This window comes from Burkholderia sp. Ax-1724, assembly GCF_011752995.1.
GTDB lineage: Bacteria > Pseudomonadota > Gammaproteobacteria > Burkholderiales > Burkholderiaceae > Paraburkholderia.
The window spans coordinates 432345-452236 of sequence record NZ_VWWL01000001.1; the positions used below are offsets into that span (position 1 = coordinate 432345).

At 64.1% G+C, this 19892-nt stretch carries 14 protein-coding genes; 9 read left to right on the plus strand and 5 right to left on the minus strand.

Features of this window, described 5'->3' with window-relative positions; all coding sequences use genetic code 11:
- Nucleotides 1-170: 170 nt before the first annotated feature.
- Nucleotides 171-3491: a phosphoenolpyruvate carboxylase gene (ppc, locus tag F3J19_RS01830; RefSeq protein WP_167036758.1), complete on the minus strand. Its 3321-nt coding sequence runs from the start codon at nucleotides 3489-3491 to the stop codon at nucleotides 171-173.
- A gap of 533 nt (nucleotides 3492-4024) precedes the next feature.
- On the opposite strand from ppc, the gene hemC reads away from it, so the two are divergent.
- From hemC to F3J19_RS01855, 5 genes are all read left to right on the plus strand, one after another.
- A complete protein-coding gene (gene hemC / locus F3J19_RS01835) occupies nucleotides 4025-5107 on the plus strand; it encodes a hydroxymethylbilane synthase (RefSeq protein ID WP_167036760.1) in 1083 nt (360 codons plus the stop codon).
- Complete coding sequence (gene hemDX / locus F3J19_RS01840; protein WP_167036762.1) at nucleotides 5107-7107, plus strand: fused uroporphyrinogen-III synthase HemD/membrane protein HemX; 2001 nt, start codon at nucleotides 5107-5109, stop codon at nucleotides 7105-7107. Before hemC ends, hemDX begins: the two co-directional genes overlap by 1 nt.
- 2 nt (nucleotides 7108-7109) lie before the next feature.
- Nucleotides 7110-8300, plus strand: coding sequence for a heme biosynthesis protein HemY (locus F3J19_RS01845; RefSeq protein ID WP_167036764.1), 1191 nt, complete (start codon nucleotides 7110-7112; stop codon nucleotides 8298-8300).
- A 404-nt stretch (nucleotides 8301-8704) separates the two neighbouring features.
- Nucleotides 8705-9652, plus strand: a complete 948-nt coding sequence (locus F3J19_RS01850) for a polyphosphate kinase 2 family protein (RefSeq protein WP_167036766.1) — start codon at nucleotides 8705-8707, stop codon at nucleotides 9650-9652.
- Nucleotides 9653-9715: 63 nt separating this feature from the next.
- A complete protein-coding gene (locus F3J19_RS01855; protein WP_167036768.1) occupies nucleotides 9716-12469 on the plus strand; it encodes an HAD-IC family P-type ATPase in 2754 nt (917 codons plus the stop codon).
- A 99-nt stretch (nucleotides 12470-12568) separates the two neighbouring features.
- Here the strand turns inward: F3J19_RS01855 and F3J19_RS01860 are convergent, their stop codons facing one another.
- Entirely contained in the window at nucleotides 12569-13402 is an 834-nt protein-coding gene (locus F3J19_RS01860) for an oxidoreductase (protein ID WP_167036770.1), read from the minus strand.
- A gap of 93 nt (nucleotides 13403-13495) precedes the next feature.
- Between F3J19_RS01860 and F3J19_RS01865 the strand changes: the two genes are divergently transcribed.
- Nucleotides 13496-14467 (plus strand): AraC family transcriptional regulator, encoded by a 972-nt coding sequence (locus F3J19_RS01865; protein WP_167036773.1) that lies wholly within the window; start codon nucleotides 13496-13498, stop codon nucleotides 14465-14467.
- A gap of 32 nt (nucleotides 14468-14499) precedes the next feature.
- On the opposite strand, the gene F3J19_RS01870 is transcribed toward F3J19_RS01865, so the two are convergent.
- Nucleotides 14500-15390, minus strand: coding sequence for a helix-turn-helix domain-containing protein (locus tag F3J19_RS01870; RefSeq protein WP_167036774.1), 891 nt, complete (start codon nucleotides 15388-15390; stop codon nucleotides 14500-14502).
- Nucleotides 15391-15459: 69 nt separating this feature from the next.
- Between F3J19_RS01870 and F3J19_RS01875 the strand changes: the two genes are divergently transcribed.
- The gene (locus tag F3J19_RS01875; RefSeq protein ID WP_167036777.1) at nucleotides 15460-15882 is read left to right on the plus strand and encodes a DUF3224 domain-containing protein; all 423 of its coding nucleotides are present in this window, start codon (nucleotides 15460-15462) and stop codon (nucleotides 15880-15882) included.
- A gap of 324 nt (nucleotides 15883-16206) precedes the next feature.
- Here the strand turns inward: F3J19_RS01875 and F3J19_RS01880 are convergent, their stop codons facing one another.
- Entirely contained in the window at nucleotides 16207-17178 is a 972-nt protein-coding gene (locus F3J19_RS01880; RefSeq protein WP_167036780.1) for a dienelactone hydrolase, read from the minus strand.
- A gap of 258 nt (nucleotides 17179-17436) precedes the next feature.
- Here F3J19_RS01880 and F3J19_RS01885 point away from each other — a divergent pair, with 258 nt between their 5' ends.
- Together F3J19_RS01885 and F3J19_RS01890 are read left to right on the plus strand one after the other, a co-directional pair.
- Nucleotides 17437-17910 (plus strand): hypothetical protein, encoded by a 474-nt coding sequence (locus tag F3J19_RS01885; RefSeq protein WP_167036783.1) that lies wholly within the window; start codon nucleotides 17437-17439, stop codon nucleotides 17908-17910.
- 82 nt (nucleotides 17911-17992) lie between these two features.
- On the plus strand, nucleotides 17993-18511 hold the full coding sequence (locus F3J19_RS01890) for a hypothetical protein (protein WP_167036785.1): 519 nt from the start codon (nucleotides 17993-17995) through the stop codon (nucleotides 18509-18511).
- A gap of 29 nt (nucleotides 18512-18540) precedes the next feature.
- Here the strand turns inward: F3J19_RS01890 and F3J19_RS01895 are convergent, their stop codons facing one another.
- Nucleotides 18541-19860, minus strand: coding sequence for an MFS transporter (locus F3J19_RS01895; RefSeq protein WP_167036788.1), 1320 nt, complete (start codon nucleotides 19858-19860; stop codon nucleotides 18541-18543).
- Nucleotides 19861-19892: the final 32 nt, after the last annotated feature.

A 19892-nucleotide genomic window follows, 5' to 3' on the forward strand; every position in this document is an offset into this window, starting at 1 on the left:
AGCCGGGGGTGGCCTTTGCTGGCCACCCCCGGCGTGTGTTGCGTATCGCGGGCTGAATGCACCGCTTGCACCGATGATTCCGCATTGGTGCGTCAAGCCCGCTTGCGCTTCGACGGCAAACAGCGGTTCAAACCCCGGTTCAAACCCCGGTTCAAACCGCCGCTTCAGCCTCAACCCGTATTGCGCAAGCCCGCCGCGATCCCGTTGATGCTCAGACGAATCCCGCGTCGCACGCGCGTGTTCGTATCGCCCGCGCGATAGCGCTTGAGCAATTCGACCTGCAAGTGATTGAGCGGATCGAGATACGGGAAGCGGTTCTTGATCGAGCGCGCGAGCAGCGGATTTTCCGCGAGCCGATCGCCCTTGCCGGTGATCTCGGACAACACCTTCGAGGTGCGCTCCCATTCCGCGACGATGCGCTCGAATACGTGCTTGCGCAGCTTCTTGTCGGTGACGAGCGCGGCGTAGCGCGACGCGACCGCGAGGTCGGTCTTCGCGAGCACCATGTCCATGTTCGACAGCAGGTTCGAAAAGAACGGCCACGTCTTGTGCATTTTCTTCAGCAGCGCGAGCCGGCGCGCGCGTTCGGCATCGGAGGGCGCGCTGTCGAGATGCGCGGCGACCGCGCTGCCGAAGCCGTACCAGCCCGTCAGCAGCAGACGGCATTGGCCCCACGAGAAGCCCCACGGAATCGCGCGCAGGTCCTCGATCTTGCGCTGCTTCGGGTCCTGCAGCTTGCGCGAGGCGGGCCGGCTGCCGATGTTCAGCTCGGCGATCTCGGCGATCGGCGTCGACTCGAAGAAATACTCCTTGAAACCCGGCGTTTCGTAGACGAGCGCGCGATACGCGGCCATTGCCGTATCGGACAGTTGCTGCATCGTTTCCTCGAACACGGGCAGCTCGGCGGGCGCGTTGCCTTGCGGCAGCAGCGACGCTTCGAGCGTCGCGGCCACCACCGTTTCCAGATTGCGCCGGCCGATCTCGGGGTTGGCGAACTTGCTCGCGATCACCTCGCCCTGCTCGGTCAGGCGGATCTGTCCGTCGACGGTGCCGGGCGGCTGCGAGAGGATCGCCTGATAGGTCGGGCCGCCGCCGCGGCCGACGGTGCCGCCGCGGCCATGGAACAGGCGCAGCGTCACGCCGCGTTCGTTGAACAGCGAGACGAGCGCAAGCTCGGCGCGATACAGCTCCCAGTTCGAGGTCAGGAAGCCGCCGTCCTTGTTGCTGTCCGAATAGCCGAGCATGACTTCCTGCTCGTTGCCCTGGTGTTCGATCAGCGCGCCGACGCCCGGCAGCGCGATCAGATCGCGCATGATGTGCGGCGCGTTGCGCAGATCGGGGATCGTCTCGAAGAGCGGAATCACCATCAGGCCCGCGCGCGCCGGATCGTGCTCGTCGCCGAGACGGCCGCGCAACAGGCCGGTTTCCTTTTGCAGTAGCATCACCTCGACCAGATCGCTGACCGTTTCCGTGTGCGAAATGATGTAGTTGCGCACCGCGCGCGCGCCGAATTTTTCGCGCGTGATACGCGCTTCCTCGAGCACGCCGAGTTCGCTCTTCACGAGGTCCGAGTACTCGGCGTACGGCACGCGCAGCGGGCGTGGCTGCGCGAGTTCGGCGAGCAGCACCTCGAGCTTGTCCGCCTCGGAGAGCGCCGCGTAATCGGCCTCGACGCCCGCGCGTCTGAGCAGTTCGGCGATCACCGCTTCGTGGATGTCCGAGCTTTGCCGCAGATCGATGCTCGCGAGATGGAAGCCGAACACCTCGGCGGCGCGCGTGAGCGGCGCGAGACGCGGGGCCGCGAGCGGCGCGCCGTGATGCTCGGCGAGCGAATCGATCAGCACGTGCAGGTCGCGCACGAAGTCGGCGGCGTCGTCGTAGGGAATCGCGCGGATCGGCGCCACGCCGCGCCCGGCGCTGCGCACCGGCACGCTGCCTTCGCCGAGCCGCACGCGCGCGCTGGCCGCGAGCCGCGTGTACATGCCGATCAGCGCGCGGCGATACGGCTCGTCGGTGCGGTGCGGCGACTGGTCCGGCGAGATGGCCGCGAGTTCCTTCAGCGCATCGCTCGCGCCGGCCAGCAGGTTCGACACCGACAGTTCCGCGCCGAGCTTGTGCACCTGCTCCATGTAGTGCTCGAAGATCACCGCGGCCTGGCGCGTGATCGCGTTTTCGAGCGTGTCGGCCGTGACGTTCGGATTGCCGTCGCGGTCGCCGCCGATCCAGCTGCCCATCTGGAAGAACGGCGGCAGGCGCGCTTCGATGCCGTGTTCCTTGAGGGCGTCCTCGATGTCGCCATAGAGCGCGGGGATTTCCTCGAGGAAGGTGGCGCGATAGAACGACAGCGCGTTCTCGATTTCATCGGCGACGCTCAGACGCGCGTCGCGCAGCATGCGCGTCTGCCAGAGCGAGGTGACGCGCGCGCGCAGCATCGCTTCGTTGTGCGAGCGTTCGCGGTGGGTGAGCGGCTGGTCGCGCTCGGCGAGCAGCCGCGCGATGTCGTGCTGCGCGTCGAGAATGCTCTTGCGCTGCACTTCGGTCGGGTGCGCGGTCAGCACCGGCATGATCAGCGCGTCGTTGAAGAACTGCTGCAGCACTGGCGTCGCGGCCGCGCCCGCCGTGACGAGCCGCTCCAGCGCATAGGCGATCGTGCCCGGCTGCGAGGCCGAGCCCGCGAGCGCGTGAATCCGGTGCCGGCGGTTGCGGTGGCGGTCCTCGGCGATATTCGCGAGGTGCGAGAAGTAGCTGAACGCGCGCACCACGCTGACCGTCTGCTCGGGCGTCAGCGTGCGCAGCTTCTTGTCGAGCGTCTGCGCGGCGGCGCTGTCGTCCTCGCGGCGAAAACGCACGGCGGTCTGCCGGATCGTTTCGACGACGTCGAACACCGCGTCGCCTTCCTGCTCGCGCAGCACGTCGCCGAGCAGGCGGCCGAGATAGCGGATGTCCTGGAACAGCGGATGGTCCTTGTCCTCGCGCGTGCGGGCCGTGCTTTTGGCGGCGGGGACGGCGGCGCCTGCGCCCGCGGCTTGCGCGACGGCTTTCAGCTTCGGCTTTTTGGCGGCGCGCGGTTGGGCTGCGTCGCTCGCGGCCGCTTCGGTTTTCGCGGAAGCGGTGGCGTTCGCATCGGTGTTGGCGACCTTGGCCGGCTTGCGTGCATCGGCGGAGCTTGCGGCTTGCCCAGCCTTTTCAGCCTTGCTGGCTTTGGCTGTCTTCACGGGTTTTTCCGCTTTGACGGACACGGCGGTGCGCGCGGCTTTCGGCGCCTTGGCGGCTTGCGCGGCGAGGGCACGTTGGCCCGGGCGTTTTTCCGTGCGCTGTTCCGTGCACTGGTCGGCGCGTTGAGCGAAGGCCGACGTCGTGCCGTGCGCGGTGGAGTCGGCGAGGGCTGCGGCAGAGGCAGCGGAAGCGTCCGGCGTCGCGGCATGGGCCGGGCGAGCGTTGGACGAAGCAGTGTTGCGGCGGTCAGGGCGCGCCGATCCGGAAGACGTCACGATGGGTTTCCTCAGGGAAGCCAGGGTCTGTTGAGTGATGAACTGCAACTGCGGAACTGCGACAGAATGTGCAACGTGGACTGCGAGTAACGTGAACAGCGTGCAACAGGGACTGCGAACGGGACTGCAATTAGAACAGCAAAGAGAACTGCAAGGCGCACGACAACGCGCAACGGCAAGGCGCGGCGGCAGGCGGGCCTGCAAAACGAACCGCCCGCGACGAGCCGCATGAGCCCTGCCGACGCCGGATGGAGAGAGGGGCCACGACACATGAGGCGAGGCCGCACTGAACGCGCGGCGCGTGCCGCCCACGCGGTTACGCCGCATTGCATCATCGCGCATGCCGCCGCGCGATGCGCGAACGACCGTGCGTGACGAGCCGGAATGGGGCAGGCGCTTGCCGCGCGCAGCCCGTCTCCTCCATCGATACCGCGTCTGCCTGGCGCCCGGCCGTGCCTTTGGTGCAAGGGCGCAAGCAGGGGCGCGTGCTAACATTGATTGTTATTCCATCCCGAGATTCGATCAGCAAGCTAATGAACACCGAGACGTTTGCCGCGCCACCCCACACGCTTGTGATTGCTTCGCGAGAGAGCCGCCTTGCCATGTGGCAGGCGGAGCATGTGCGATGTGCGCTGCACAAATTATATCCATCTTGTGACGTAAAAATCCTCGGAATGACGACGCGCGGCGATCAGATTCTCGATCGCACGCTCTCGAAGGTCGGCGGCAAGGGCCTCTTCGTCAAGGAACTCGAAGCCGCACTCGCCGATGGCCGCGCCGACCTCGCGGTGCATTCGCTGAAGGACGTGCCGATGGAGCTGCCCGCGGGCTTCGCGCTGTCCGCGATCATGGAGCGCGAGGACCCGCGCGACGCGCTCGTCTCCAATCAATACGACTCGCTCGCCGCGCTGCCGGCCGGTGCCGTGGTCGGCACCTCGAGCCTGCGCCGCGAGGCGATGCTGCGCATGCGTTATCCGCATCTCGACGTGCGGCCGTTGCGCGGCAATCTCGACACGCGCCTCGCCAAGCTCGATCGCGGCGATTACGCGGCGATCATCCTGGCCGCGGCCGGGCTCAAGCGTCTGGGTCTCGGCGAGCGCATCCGCGCGCTGCTCGATCCTCAGGACAGCTTGCCGGCCGCGGGGCAGGGCGCGCTCGGCATCGAGATTCGCGCCGATCGAGCAGACCTCGCCGCGTGGCTCGCGCCGCTCCATCACTCACATACGGCGGCCGCCGTCGAAGCCGAGCGCATGGTGTCGCGCGCGCTCGGCGGCAGTTGCGAGGTGCCGCTCGCCGCGTATGCGACCTGGCATGACGGCGCGCTGCATCTGCGCGGCATCGTCGCGACGCCCGACGGCCAGCGCGTACTGAGCGCGCAGGCATCGGCGCCCGCGCCGAGCATCGAGCGCGCGCTCGCGCTGGGCCAGCAGGTCGCGAGCGAGCTTGCTGGGCAGGGCGCGCTCGACATCGTCCGGGCGCTCAGCACCGCCAGCGGCCCGACTGTGGCGGATAGTGCCGCGCGTGCTGCCGCAAGTGATGCCACAAGCGACGCGGCAGGTGACATAGCAGGCAGCCCCGCAACCCCCGCCGCGAACGGCGCGGCGGCCGGCGAGTGATGGCCTCGGGCACGCCGGAGCAGGCGTCCTTCACGGTCGTGATCACGCGGCCGGCCGGCCAGTCGAGCGAGCTCGTCGGGCAGCTCGAAGCGGCCGGCCTCGCGACGCTCGACTTTCCGCTAATCGACATCGCCCCCGTCATCGACCCTGCGCCGCTGCGCGCCGCACTCGCGTCGCTCGAACGCTATGCGCTCGTCGTCTTCGTCTCGCCGAACGCGGTCGATCACGCGTTTGCGCACCGCGACGACATCTGGCCGCACGCGTTGCCGATCGGCGTGGTCGGTCCCGGCAGCGTGCGTGCGCTGGCGCGCCACGGCATCGGCGCGCCGGGGCATCGCGTCATCAGCCCGGCCGCGGGCGCCGACGACGAAGCGGCGAGCTTCGACTCCGAGGGCCTCTTCGCCGCGCTCGACGCGCAGCTCGGCACGGCGGCGCTCGACGGCAAGCGCGTGCTGATCGTGCGCGGCGACGGCGGCCGCGAATGGCTCGCCGACCGCCTGCGCGAAGCGGGCGTCGAAGTCGAGACGGTCGCCGCGTACCGGCGCGTCGTGCCGGAGCCGCCCATCGGCGCCTGGGCGCGCGTGCACGAACTGCTCGCGGGCCGGCCGCACGCATGGCTCGTGACCAGTTCCGAAGGCGTGCGCAACCTGCAAGAGCTTGCGCACGACCACCTCAACGCGAGCGAGATCGCACAGCTCAAACACGCGCCGCTCGTCGCGCCTCATCCACGCATCGCGCAGACCGCGCGGGCATTGGGTTTTGATAGGATGACGGTGTCCGGCGCGGGCGACGAGCGCATAGTCCGCGCGCTCGTCACCGCGGCCGCCGTGCCTTCCGTGCCCCCCGTCGTCCAACCGGTATCGACCAACCCGGCTCAATCACGCATGACTGAAACGAACGCCTCCACGAACGCCGCACCCCAGCCGTCCGCAACCGCCGCGTTGCCGCCGAATCAACCCTTCACGCCGTACGAAGCGCACAAGCGCCGCAGCATGAGCGGGCCGCTGCTGTGGTTTGTGGTCGTGATCCTGGCGTGCGCGGTCGGCGTGGGCGGCTTCGCGATGAACCGCAAGCTCGTGCGCACCGAGCAGGCGCTGGCGCAGCGTCAGCAGGCCAACGACACGCAGACCAACGAGCTGCGCATCAAGCTCGACCAGGCGCTCGCCAGCGTGCATCAGGCGGACTCGCAGGTCGCGCAGTTCGAGGGCAAGCTCGCCGATGCGCAGGCCGCGCAGCAGGCGCTGCAACAGCAATACGCCGATCTCGCGCGCAATCGCGACGACTGGACGCTCGCCGAAGTCGGGCAGATGCTGTCGGCGGCGAGCCAGCAGTTGCAGCTGACCGGCAACACGCAGCTCGCGCTGTTCGCGCTGCAAAGCGCCGACACGCGCCTCGCGGCGTCGGACAGCCCGCAGGCGGTGGCGGTGCGCAAGGCGATCGCGCAGGACATCGACAAGCTGAAGGCCGCGCCGTCGACCGATCTCACCGGTCTCGCGATCAAGCTCGACAACGCAATCGACCACGTCGCGAACCTGCCGCTCTCGGGCGAGGCGCCGATTCCGCATGCGACGCCGCACGCGGCCACGTGGGCCGACACCGCGAAGGTGGCCGCGGCCACCGGCAAGCCGCGCTGGGAAGTGTGGTTCGACGAGGTCACGCACGGCATCGGCGATCAACTGACGAGCCTCGTGCAGGTGCGCCGCATCGACCATGCCGACGCGATGCTCGTCTCGCCCGACCAGGGCTATTTCGTGCGCGAGAACCTGAAGCTGCGTTTGCTGTCGGCGCGTCTCGCGCTGCTCTCGCGCAACCAGACCACGCTGAAGTCCGACCTGCAGGCGGCGCAGACGGCGCTCACGCGCTACTTCGACGCTTCGTCGAAAGAGACGCAAACAGTGATCGATCTCGTCAGGCAGGTCGATACGGGCTCGGCCGCGGTCGAACTGCCGAACCTCGACACGAGCCTGCAGGCCGTCAATCAATACCGGAACCGGGGTTAATCATGGCGATCCGGGGACTTCTTTGGCTCGCGCTGCTGTTCGTGATCGCGGTGGTGCTCGCGGTGGTCGGCCGCTTCGACGCGGGGCAGATACTGCTGGTCTATCCGCCGTATCGCGTCGACATGTCGCTCAATCTGTTCATCGTCGCGATCGTCGTGCTGTTCATCGTGCTGTATGCGCTCCTGCGCATCATCCGCAATATCTGGCGCATGCCGCAGCGCGTCGCCGCGTACCGCGCGCGCTCGCGCGTCGCGAAAGCGCATGCGTCGTTGCGCGACGCGATCGGCAACCTCTACGCGGGGCGTTTCTCGCGTGCCGAGAAGGCCGCGAAAGACGCGCTCGCGAACGGCGACAACAAGGGCGCGGCCGGCCTGATCGCGGCCACGGCCGCGCATCGCATGCACGAATATGCGCGGCGCGACGAATGGCTCGCGCAGATCGACGAAGCCGACTGGCAGGATGCGCGCCTGATGGCGACCGCCGACATGCGCGCCGACGGCCGCGACGCGGACGGCGCGCTCACCGCGCTGACCGAAATGCAATCGCAGGGCGCGCGGCGCATTCATGCACAACAGATCATGCTGCGCGCGCAGCAGCAACTGAAGAACTGGGGCGAGGTGCTCAAGCTCGTCAAGACGCTGGAGAAGCGCGAGGCGATCCATCCGGCCGTGGCGGTGCGGCTGCGTCAACTGGCGGCCGAGAATCTGCTGCGCGATCGTCGTCACAACGCCGATGCGCTGCTCGAACTGTGGAACTCGCTGTCGGCGGTCGAGCGTCATTCGCCGCGTCTCGCCGATACCGCCGCCGAACTGCTCGTCTCGCTGAATCGTCCGCAGGACGCGCGCAAGATCGTCGAGGAAGCGCTCGCGCAGAACTGGGACGCGCGCCTGCTGCGCCGCTATCCGGACACGGCCGGCGGCGATGCGCTGCCGCTGATCCAGAAGGCCGAAGCCTGGCAGAAGGATCGTCCCGAAGATGCGGATCTGATGTTCACCCTGGGCCGTCTGTGCCTGCATCAGCAGTTGTGGGGCAAGGCGCAATCGTTCCTCGAACGCGCGCTGAAGCTTGCCGATAACGAGACGCTGAAGATCCGCTCGCATCGCGCGCTTGCGCGTTTGCACGAGCAGCTTGGCGATACCGAGAAAGCGAGCCAGCATTATCGCGAGAGCGCGCTGGCGATGAATGTGACCTGATGAGGCTCGCATCATGGCGTAGCCGCTGAGCCGCACAAGCCTCTCGAACCGCTACCCGATGGCCGCAGCCGATGCTGCGGCCATTTCTTTTTGCACCGCGTGATAGACGCGGGTTTGTCGTTGCCAGTCTTCGCTTGGGCTCTGGTCACCCATGATGGCTGCACTGCCGCAAGCCATCCGGACCGCGAGCGGCGCGCGACGTAGGCCACGTTCGCTGCGAGGTCAGAGCGACGGGCGACTCTCGCCAAATATCTGCAGCGATACATCAGACGTGACCTATTATCAAAAGTCGTGAGTAGTACGACTGAGGTTGCGATGCTGTCCGGACAGGCTTCGCATTTCGGCGGCCCGGACGGCAATCCGCGAATCGTGCAACCGGTTGCAGGTGTCGTGGAGAAAGGGCAATGGTTCGCAAGGACATACTCGATGCGTTGCGGACGTACACCGAGCCGTTTCGCGTCACGAGCGGCAGCGATTTCTCGCTGAAGCATTTCGATCCCGGCGAGACGCTGGGACTCAAAATGGATAAGGCCGAGGCGCTGCAACTGCTCCAGCGCGGCTCGAAATGGCTTGCGATGGAGCAGGAGGTGCTCTACGCGCAGGATTCCTGGTCGGTGCTGCTGGTGTTCCAGGCCATGGACGCGGCGGGCAAGGACGGGACGATCAAGCACGTCATGTCGCGCGTCAATCCGCAGGGCTGCGATGTTTTCTCGTTCAAGCAGCCGTCGGCCGAAGAGCTCTCGCACGACTTTCTGTGGCGCTATGGCAGGAAAGTGCCCCAGCGTGGGCACATCGGCATTTTCAACCGTTCGTACTACGAGGAAGTGCTAGTGGTGCGCGTGCATCGGCATCTGCTCGATGCGCAGAAGATTCCGCCGGCACGGATCGGCAGCAATATATGGGACGAGCGGCTCGCCGATATCGCGCGATTCGAGGACTATCTGACGCGCCAGGGCGTGGTCATTCTCAAGTTCTATCTGAACCTGTCGTATGCGGAGCAGAAGAAGCGCTTCATGGACCGTCTCGACAATCCCGGCAAGCACTGGAAGTTTTCCGCCGCCGACATTCGCGAGCGCCGCTACTGGGACGACTATATGCACGCCTATGAAGAGGCCATTCGCGCGACGGCTTCGGAGGCGGCACCGTGGTTCGTCGTGCCCGCCGACAACAAACCTTTTACGCGGCTCGTCGTTGCGGCTGCGATCGTCGAGGCTGTCGAGAAGCTCGACCTCGCTTACCCGAAAGCCACGCAGGAGCAGATGAAGGACCTCGCCGCGGCGAGAGAGGAACTCGGCGCCGAAGCCGCGGACGCGACGAAACAGACACTGGCAGGGGGCGATTCCGGACATTGAAAGCGGTCCCTGACCAGACATCACCGGCATCACCGAAACCGGGAGAGAGAGGGAGAGACGAGGATGAGTTCAGTCGAGAATGCGGCGCCGTGGCATGCGCTACCGGCCGACGAAATCGAGCGGCAGTTCAACGTGGATTCCGCGCGTGGCCTCGATGCCGCAGAGGCAAGCGGGCGGCTCGCCACCTATGGCCCGAACCGTCTGCCGCAGGGCAAGAAGAAAGGGCCGGTCGCACGATTTCTCGCGCAGCTTCACAACATTCTGATCTACGTGCTGCTCGCGGCCGGCTTCGTCAAGTTCATGCTGGGCCTGTGGCTCGACGGCTCGGTCATTCTGGCCGTCGTGCTTCTCAATTCGCTGCTCGGCTTTCTGCAGGAAGGGCGCGCCGAGAAAGCGCTCGACTCGATTCGCAACATGTTGTCCGCCGAGGCGCGCGTGCTGCGTGGCGCGGCGGTTCGCCTGATCCCCGCCGATGAACTCGTGCCGGGCGATATCGTGCTGCTGGAATCGGGCGACCGGATTCCGGCGGACATGCGTCTCGTCGATGCGAGGAACCTGCGCACGGAAGAAGCGGCGCTGACGGGCGAATCCGTCCCGGCCGAGAAGAGCACCGCGACCGTGCCCGCCAAAGCCACGGTCGGCGACCGCGGGAACATGGCGTTCTGCGGCACGATGGTCCTGTCGGGCCGGGCAACCGGCGTCGTCGTGGCGACGGGGAGCCAAACGGAACTCGGCCGCATCAACCAGATGCTCGCCGAGGTCAGCGTGCTGGAGACGCCGCTGCTGCGTCAGATCAAGAAGTTCGGCTACGTGATTACCGCCGTGATCGCCTGTGTCAGCGTGCTGCTGTTTTCCTGGGGGCACTGGCTCGGACATATGACGTTCGTCGAGCTGTTCCAGGCCATCGTCGGGATTGCGGTGTCGGTCATTCCGGAAGGGCTGCCGGCGCTCATCACGATCACGCTCGCGATCGGCGTGCAGCGCATGGCGCAGCGCAACGCAATTATTCGCCGCCTGCCGGCGGTCGAGACGCTCGGCGCCGTCTTGCGCATCTGCTCGGACAAGACCGGCACGCTGACGCTGATGGAGATGATGGTCGCCTCTGTCGTGACGGCGGACGCCTCCTATACCGTGACCGGCGACGGCTACGCCAGCGAGGGCGAGGTCAGGGCCGACGGCGAGCCGCTCGGCACCGTGCCGGACGTGCTCGGGCTGATGGGCCGCGTATCGCTGCTGTGCAACGATGCCGAACTGTTCGAGGAAGACGGCAAATGGAAAGTGGAAGGCGACCCGACCGAGGGCGCGCTTTACCCGTTCGCCGTCAAGCTCGGCATGGACCGTGCGGCCGAGACTGCCGCCGCGCCGAGAATCGACGCGATTCCCTTCGAGTCGGAGCACAAGTTCATGGCGACGCTGAACCGTTCGGCAGACGGCGAGATGCTGCTGGTCAAGGGCGCCCCCGAAGTGATCCTCGAGCACTGCGATCGGCAGCAGAGCGCGCAAGGCGCGGCGCCGCTCGATCGCGAGCGTTTCGCCCGCGAGGGGGACCGGCTCGCCGCGCAAGGCGAGCGCGTGCTCGGGCTGGCGTGGCTGCCGGATCCGGGCCTGCGAACCGGGAGCCTGGGTCCGCGGGACCTGCCGCGCACGCTTGTCCTGCTCGGCCTCGTGGGCCTGATGGACCCGCCGCGCAAAGAGGCCATCGACGCCGTGCGCGAATGCCACGGCGGCGGCATCCGTGTCACGATGATTACGGGCGGCCACAAGATCACGGCGGCGGCCATCGCGAGAATGCTCGGTATCGGCGACGGCAGGACGGCCGTCGCCGGCACCGAGATCGAGGCGATGAACGATGCGGCGCTGCAGGAGTGCGTGCGCGACGTCGACGTCTTCGCCCGCGCGAGCCCCGAGCACAAGCTGCGGCTCGTCAAGGCGATCCAGGCGAACCGGCAGATCGTCGCGATGACGGGCGACGGCGTCAACGACGCGCCCGCGCTCAAGAAGGCGGACATCGGTGTCGCGATGGGCATCAAAGGCACCGAGGTGACGAAGGAGGCGGCAGGGATGATCCTCGCCGACGACAATTTCGCGTCGATCTCCGCGGCGGTGAAGGAGGGGCGCACGGTCTACAACAACATCGAGAAGGCGATGCTGTTCATGCTGCCGACCAATGTCGCGCAGGGCGCGGTGATCGCGGTGGCGATCCTGTTCGCCTTCACGCTGCCGATCACGGCGCCGCAGATACTGTGGGTCAACATGATTACGTCGGTCGCGCTCGGCCTGACCATTTCGTTCGAGCCGCACGAGGCGGACGTGATGCGCCGCTCGCCGCGTGCGATCGACCGGCCGATCGTCACGCGCTTCGGCATCTGGCGCATCCTCTTCGTGGGCGCGGCGCTCGTGCTCTATACGCTGTCGACGTTCTTCTGGATGAAGGGGCAGGGGGCGTCGGACCAGATGGCGCGCACGGCGGCCGTCAACGCGATTACGTTGGGCCAGGTGTTTTATCTGCTCAACATCCGGCATCTGCTCGATGCGTCGCTGTCGGTGAGCGCGCATCGGGGCAATCGCTATCTCTGGTACGGGATTGCCGGTGTCGTGGTGTTGCAGCTTCTGTTCACATATACGCTGCCGTTTCAGGCGATCTTCCATACCGAAGGTTTGCCCTTGTCGGCCTGGATGTGGCTCGTTTGCGGCGGCGTGCTGTTTTTCCTCGTGGTGGAACTGGAGAAGTTCGTGATTCGGCTGATACCTGCATTGAGATCGTTGGCGACTTCGCAGCAGGAAGGGGCGGTGTTGCGGGATGATCCGGTGAAGTAGGGCGCGGGCTCGCGCGGCGATACGGTTGCGCGAGATGTCCTTCGCATCGCGCGCAATGCGCTGGAATCGTGCACGGCCGCGGCGGCCCGCTCGCGATCTTCAGCCGTCCGTCGAGACCGTCACGGCTTCCCATGCACGGATTTCATCCGCGAATGCGGACAGTTTGTCTCGCACGAGCCCGAGTGCATCGCTGCCGAGCAGAAGATGCGCGGGCGGATGATCTGCGGCAATCGCCGCGAGCATCGCACGGGCCGCGCGCCTCGGGTCGCCCAATTGCTTGCCGCTTTTTTCCTCGCGGGCTTTGCGGATGGGGTCGAAGACGGTGTCGTAATCCGCAATGGAGCGGGGCGTTCGCGTCATCGAGCGGCCTGCCCAGTCGGTGCGGAATGAACCCGGCGCCACGGCTGTCACGGCAATGCCGAAAGATTCGACCTCCTTGCCAAGGGCTTCGGAAATACCCTCCAGAGCAAATTTGCTGCCGCAATAGTAAGCGATGCCTGGCATCGTGATGTGGCCGCCCATCGACGTCATATTCAGAATGTGGCCGCGTCGCCGCTCACGCATGAAAGGCAGGACGGCCTTCATCATCGCGACGGCGCCGAACACATTCACGTCGAACTGCCGCCGCATCTCCGACAGCGGCGATTCTTCCATGACGCCCTCGTGGCCGTAACCGGCATTGTTGACGAGGACGTCAACGGGCCCCACGTTTGCCTCGATTTCCGCCACGACGCCATCGATGGCGTCGAAGTCGGTTACGTCGAGCACGCGGCCAAAAGCGGCGCTCGCGGACAGCGCTTCGAAATCATGCTTCGCCTGTGCGTTTCTCACGGTTCCGACCACCTTGTGACCTGCTGCCAGCGCTTCTTGTGCGAGTGCACGGCCAAAGCCGCTGCTGACGCCGGTGATGAGCAGGATTTTGCTGGATGCCATCGAAGCTTCTCCCAAATGTCGATTGAGCATGCATGGTAATCTGACGGGCGAGGCTGAATAAGCCGAATTTCACTGTTTTTCTTGCATAAAACTATGAGCGCGAAGCTCGCTTCTACTCGCCACACGGATCGACTCCCCCACAGCCAGAAACGCATGGTTGCGCTGCTGCGCGCGTTGGCTCCCGCAGAGGGCTACAACCTGACGGCACTGCCGAGCGTCCGTATTCTGCGTTCGAATCGTGCGTTGTCGCGCACGCCGGTTTTGTACGATCCCGGCATCGTGATCGTTTGCCAGGGCCGTAAGCGCGGTTATTTCGGAGACCGGCTCTATCTGTACGACGAGCATCACTACCTGGCGGTGTCCGCGCCGGTTCCGTTCAGCATGGAAACCGACGCAACGCAGGAGCGCCCGCTGCTCGCCCTGTATTTGCACCTCGATTTCGCCATGGCCGCCGAATTGGCGGCGCAAATCGACCGCGAAGGCGTAGCGGAGCCGGTGCAAACGCCTCAGAGCATGATGTCGACACCGATGGACGATGCGATGCGGGCGTCCGTATTGCGCTTTCTCGAGGCGATGCACCGGCCGCTCGAAGCCGCCGTGCTGGGGCCGCAACTGCTGCGCGAGCTGTATTTCCGTGTGCTCACCGGGCCTCAGGGGAGTTCGATGCGAGAGGCGCTGGCGATGCGGGGGCAGTTCGGCAGGATCGGCCGATCACTCCGCCTGATCCACGCCGAGTACGCGCAACCTCTCGACGTCTCGCAACTGGCCGGGGAAGCGGGTATGAGCGTCCCGAGCTTTCACAGCCACTTCAAGGCAATCACGCAGGTGTCGCCGATGCAGTACCTGAAGTCGACGCGTCTGCATCAGGCTCGCCTGCTGATGGTGCGCCAGGACCTGACGGCGGAGGCGGCGGGCCATGCCGTGGGTTATACGAGCCCATCGCAATTCAGCAGGGAGTTCAAGCGCCTGTTCGGCTTGACGCCGGCGGCGGAGGCGAAGCGTATGCTCGAAGGCTTCGCCATTCCGGCAGCTTTCGCGGATGCGACTTACGTTTCGTCCCACTGAGGTTGGGCGTGTTTCGCTTCGACTATGACCGCTCACTCGCCTATCGATCGGACCCGCGACTCGGTGTGCAGCGCCTCGCGATACTGCTGCGGCGACTGGCCCGTGTGTTGCCGAAAGCAGCGAGTGAAATGCGCCTGGTCGAAAAAGCCCAGACGTGCGCCGATCTGCACGAGCGGTGTTTCATGCTCCACTGCGAGGCATTGCAACGCGTCGTGAATTCTCGCGCGTTGAATGAGCCACTTTGGCGTTACGCCGAGGTAATTCGAAAAGACTCGCTGCATGGCGCGTTCGCTCAGGTTGAGGCGCTGCAGCAACGCGCGTGTCGTCGTGATGTCGCGGTCTTCTTGGATTGCGTGAACCGCCGTGTCGAGGCGCTCCACCCACGGGTCGAATGGTGGCCGTCGCTCGGACAATACCGCCTCGACCCGTGCGATCGCTTCGTCGTGATGGGCGGCATTCAGTACTTGCGCCTCGATTCGTGCGATGTCCGAACCGTGCGGCATGCAATGTATTGCCGGTACGACGGTATCGCGCAGTGCGGACATCGGACACTCGATCCATGGACGTAATCCGCCGCATTTGAAGCGCAGGCCGTGCACTCTTCCACGGCCGCGCAATTCCCGCGTGAAGAGGCCGCGCGACGGTCCATGAATCGCGGTTTGCCCGGCCTCGAATGCCAGATTGGCGTTCGGATAGGGCAGGACCTGTTGAAGATGACAGTCGGCTTCAGGCAGGTCCCACTCTACGATCCAGTGGAATTCGGCCCATGGGGCCAGCGATTCGCCGACCGGATAACGGCTGAGCTGGAATGTCTGGCCGATATGTTGCGGCAGCAGCACGGCGCGCTGCGACAGGGCGGCTCCGAATCCGGATGTCGGGTTTGTACAAGACAGCGCGGGCGTTTGGGTCGATGATGAGGCCATGCGTGCATTCCTGATTCGCGACGTGAGCGCTGCCTCGGCTATTGCCGCAGATTCCTTGTGAGAGGTTCCATGAGCGTGACTCCATCAGACCAAGAACCGCTGGTCGCCACGGGCGCATTCGACGTGAAAATCGCCCCGCCCGATAGCGTTGCCGTTCCCGCCCATGCTGCGCCTATCGGACGCCACGTTATCGAAAAAGCGTACCACGGCGGGCTGAAGGGCCAGGCGCTCGGGGAAATGCTAACCGCCGGCAAGCCGCGCGAGGGCGAAGCGACGTACGTCGCGCTTGAATCATTCGAAGGCTCGTTGGACGGCCGATGTGGTAGCTTCGCGCTGGCCCACTTCGGCGAAATGGACGCCGGGCGCGAGGCGTTGCGTATCGACATCGTGCCCGGTTCCGGAACCGGCGAGTTATCGGGAATCAGAGGCCAATTGCTGATACGGCGAGAGAGCGGCAAACACTACTACACGCTGACCTATTGGATCGCTTAGGGAGTTTCGGTTTGCGGCCGGTTATTGGCGTTTGGGGCTTTGTAATGTTCGCGGCGATGTACCCGGGTATGACCGTGCCGTCACTCACGACCTCTTGATGTCTCAAGCTTACCTTGGGCACGATTGCGGCAGCGCGTTGTCATGCATTTGGCATAGCCCTGTTCGTTTGCACAATCGCGGAAACTCGATCGGAAGCCGTGCGCCGTTGCCACACGTCCGGCGCATTACTCTTTGCTTTGACCCGACGTAACGGCACGGTCAAGGTCGAATTCACTTCACGCCGCACCGCGTATTTCGCCGCTGTCGGAATCGGGAAAACATGTTCTACCCGGCGGTACTCGTATCCGTCAGGTACTTGCGAAAAAACGTCAGCACGTCAGCGTTAAATTCTTTGTGGAAAGAGATACGGTCGAAGTCCAGTCCGTCGACGCAGATTTCTCGTGCCGCCTGCATGAATTCAGCCGAACAGGGTGCCATGAAGGAAAAATGCTGGGCGTGGGGAACGAGATGAACGTCCGGTTTCGTCGGTATTTCGCCTACGACGTTCGCGACGCTTTCTGGCGTCACTCCGCCGCCACCCAATTCGGATCTCCAAAGTTGCACGGGTATCTTCACATTGGAAAAGCTGTCTTTCGTGAAGAAGACGCTGACTGGATCGGCAATCACTGCCGCCTTGATACGCGGATCATGGACGAGTTCAGGGAGTTCTCCTTGATGTACCTGATTGCAGAGCGGCGTATTCACCCCGTCGCATAGACGCAGGTTCTTCCCAAAGCGAGGGTTGGCACCCACGGCGACGAGCCCGGTATATCCACCGCGCGAAAAACCGAAGATGCCGATGTCGTTTGCGTCGATCCTGGCTGCGGCGGTCCATGAGCCAAGCATGAAGTCGACCAGACGCTTGATATCCGCCGGCCGCTCGACGAATACCGGGAAATCGTTGATGCGGGTCTTGTCCATCGCATTGTCACCAGGATGGTTTATCGCCGCGACCACAAAGCCTGCATCTGCCAGTGCTGCGGCCGTGTCGCTATGGTCAAGGAAAGTACCGCCCCTGCCATGCGATATAACGATAAGTGGCAGCTTCTCGCCGGCGACCGGACAATCCCTGGTAACAGACAGCACGAACGGGCCCAATTTCTCGTTGCGAGGCGGTTGACTACACGGATACCAGACGGCTCCTTTGAGAGGCTGAAGCGATCCGTTGCCCGGAATTTCGATGAATTGAAAACCGGCCGCGTGCGCCAGCGAGGTCACAAGACATAAGGTGGCGAAGAGAAGGTTGGCACGGATCATTTTTCTTCCCGGTTTAACAATGCTAAACGCCTGGATTGTCGTGTCGATGTTACACGAGTGAGCGCGGACGCAAACTTGCCCTTTCGGAACCGGGCATGCGAGTTGGGGGGAGGTTATTGCCGTTTCCGGTCGTGAGACGTGGTGCGACCATCAGTGGTCAATCGACAGTCTGGGCTAGATCGCAGACAATCGTCAGCGTGTCAGTTGAACTTGGGCTGACGGCATCGACAGACGAAACCATACAAAAAGATCGCGACGATGAAAATACTGGGGATTTTCTTGTACTTGTACGGGTTATTGGGAGGGGTGGCCGCACTTTCGCTCACGATCGGTTTATGGTACGAAAAACCGGTTGGCCTGCCATGCGATGTGGTGAGCTGGGATGGGACGCTGTATGTCCGTGAGGGATTCGGAGGTGTGAGAGCATTCCTTGTCAATGAAGGCGGTTCGTTTCTGTTGGCGGCGCAAGGCGTGCATACTCACGCTCCATTCCCAGTGGAGATGCTGCAAGGTCTGACATCCGGCTCCGCTTTGCATATGGAGTTTTGTGACTCTCACCCTGTCCGTTTAACTGCGAATGGCGACGAAGTCTACAAACTGACACAGGAACGCGCGGAAGAGAACATTGCACGCGGGTTGAGATCGACGGTACGCTTCACTGCGTTTTGTTTCGTGGCAGCGATATTGGGTTTTTTGATGGGACGATGGGCATCGATGTACCGTAGTGGATAGGAACGCAAAAAAATGAATTCATGTAGTTCCCGGAAGTCCGGACCTACTACCCATTCGACAACAGCGAACTCACCACCGCCAGATGCAACCAGAACCGTCACGACAGAACGTCACCGCGGAGCGCGTACTGGCCGGATACCTCGCGAGCGTAACCATAGGAACGCTCGTATTCGTGCTGCTAGCCATGCTGAGCAGAGTAGCCAGTTTCGAAAGCGCAACAAATAACTCGCTCGCAACGAAAGCGATTCATTTTGTCGTGATGCTAGTGCTGATGTTTGCCGTATCGTGGATGTTCGCTATCGGGATCACCGCACTTCCCTGTGCCGCGCTCTCCTTGCTGGCGCGGGCGTTCAGGATTCGCAACTGGATCTTTTATCTGCTCGCGGGAATTGCCCTTGGAATGCTGGCCGTTCGAGCTCACATTGAATTCTTCAATTCGGTTCACTGGTACACCGATCCACCAGACGAGAAGGATGTGACCTGGCTCCAGGGTTTATTCAGCGTGGGGCGATTCCTCGTTCCCTCCGGTGCGGTTGGCGGCATGCTGTTTTGGTGGATCGCGGGCAAACACTATCGGTCGACTGATGCGAAGTCCCGCTAGCCATCCATTCCGGACACAGGCCCAAAGCACTACCTGTTAACCAGCCTGGCCGGCACACTCACCGCGAGCAATCCACCCAGCACCATAAAAGCCGCCAGCATATACATCCCCGAATCGTTAGCCGCGGTCGCCTGCTTCAACCACCCGACCGCATAGGGACTCAGAAAGCCCGCCAGGTTCCCGATCGAATTGATCAACGCAATCCCCGCAGCCGCTCCCGTCCCTGCCAGAATCGCAGTCGGCAAACTCCAGAATAGCGGCAGCGTGGTCAGAATTCCCATGGTGGCCAGTGTCAACCCGGCCATCGCAAGCACGGTGTTATGCGCCCAGACAACCGACAACACCAGCCCCACGGCACCTGCGAACGCCGGCAACGCAATATGCCAACGCCGCTCGCGCGACCGATCCGCGCTGCGCGCCACCAGCACCATCGCAATGACCGCCGCCGCAAACGGAATCGCCGAGAGCAGGCCGATCATGAAAGCATCGGTCACGCCGGTCGCCTTGATGATCGTCGGCAACCAGAAGCTCACGCCATACAGTCCCATCACGAACGAAAAGTAGGTGAGGCTCAACATCAGCACACGCCCGCTCGTGAGCACCTGGCGGATCGGCATGTCATGCTTGGCCGCTTCTTCGGCGGATACCTGGCTTTCGAGCAATTGCTGTTCTTCGCGCGTCAGCCACTTCGCCTTCGCGATCCGGTCATCGAGCATGACGAACACGAGCACGCCGACGATGACCGACGGTAGCCCTTCGAGCAAAAACAGCCACTGCCATCCGTGCCAGCCGTTCACGCCGCTGAAGTTCTTGAGGATATAGCCCGACACCGGTCCGCCGATTACGCCGGATAACGCAATGGCCGTCATGAACCACGTCGTGATCCGTCCGCGCCGATGCGCCGGATACCAGTAGGTGAGGTACAGAATAATGCCGGGAAAGAACCCCGCTTCGGCGAGGCCGAGCAGGAAGCGCATGACGTAGAACATCGTCGGCGTGGTGACGAACATCGTCAGCATCGAGATGATGCCCCACGAGATCATGATCCGCGCGATCCACACGCGCGCGCCGACCTTGTGCAGGATCACGTTGCTCGGCACTTCGAAGATGAAATAGCCGATGAAGAAAATTCCCGCGCCGAAGCCGTACACGGCGTCGCTCAGGCCGAGGTCGGTGCTCATCTGCAGCTTCGCGAAGCCGACGTTCACGCGGTCCAGATACGCGACGATATAGCAGAGCATCAGCAGCGGCGCGAGCCGCCATGTGACCTTGCGGTAGGTCGCTTCTTCGAACGCGGAAGGCGGCACGCCGGCGCCGGGCTGGCGGAGCGGTTCTGCGGGACTCGCCATGGTATCTCCTCTTTTCTTGTGGAATGGAAGTA

Excerpts from the sequence above, each read along its gene's own strand:
- hemC (WP_167036760.1), top strand. The coding sequence starts at position 4,025 with ATGAACACCGAGACGTTTGCCGCGCCACCCCACACGCTTGTGATTGCT.
- hemDX (WP_167036762.1), top strand. The coding sequence starts at position 5,107 with ATGGCCTCGGGCACGCCGGAGCAGGCGTCCTTCACGGTCGTGATCACG.
- F3J19_RS01845 (WP_167036764.1), top strand. The coding sequence starts at position 7,110 with ATGGCGATCCGGGGACTTCTTTGGCTCGCGCTGCTGTTCGTGATCGCG.
- F3J19_RS01850 (WP_167036766.1), top strand. The coding sequence starts at position 8,705 with ATGGTTCGCAAGGACATACTCGATGCGTTGCGGACGTACACCGAGCCG.
- F3J19_RS01855 (WP_167036768.1), top strand. The coding sequence starts at position 9,716 with ATGAGTTCAGTCGAGAATGCGGCGCCGTGGCATGCGCTACCGGCCGAC.
- F3J19_RS01860 (WP_167036770.1), bottom strand. The coding sequence starts at position 13,402 with ATGGCATCCAGCAAAATCCTGCTCATCACCGGCGTCAGCAGCGGCTTT.
- F3J19_RS01865 (WP_167036773.1), top strand. The coding sequence starts at position 13,496 with ATGAGCGCGAAGCTCGCTTCTACTCGCCACACGGATCGACTCCCCCAC.
- F3J19_RS01870 (WP_167036774.1), bottom strand. The coding sequence starts at position 15,390 with ATGGCCTCATCATCGACCCAAACGCCCGCGCTGTCTTGTACAAACCCG.
- F3J19_RS01875 (WP_167036777.1), top strand. The coding sequence starts at position 15,460 with ATGAGCGTGACTCCATCAGACCAAGAACCGCTGGTCGCCACGGGCGCA.
- F3J19_RS01880 (WP_167036780.1), bottom strand. The coding sequence starts at position 17,178 with ATGATCCGTGCCAACCTTCTCTTCGCCACCTTATGTCTTGTGACCTCG.
- F3J19_RS01885 (WP_167036783.1), top strand. The coding sequence starts at position 17,437 with ATGAAAATACTGGGGATTTTCTTGTACTTGTACGGGTTATTGGGAGGG.
- F3J19_RS01890 (WP_167036785.1), top strand. The coding sequence starts at position 17,993 with ATGCAACCAGAACCGTCACGACAGAACGTCACCGCGGAGCGCGTACTG.
- F3J19_RS01895 (WP_167036788.1), bottom strand. The coding sequence starts at position 19,860 with ATGGCGAGTCCCGCAGAACCGCTCCGCCAGCCCGGCGCCGGCGTGCCG.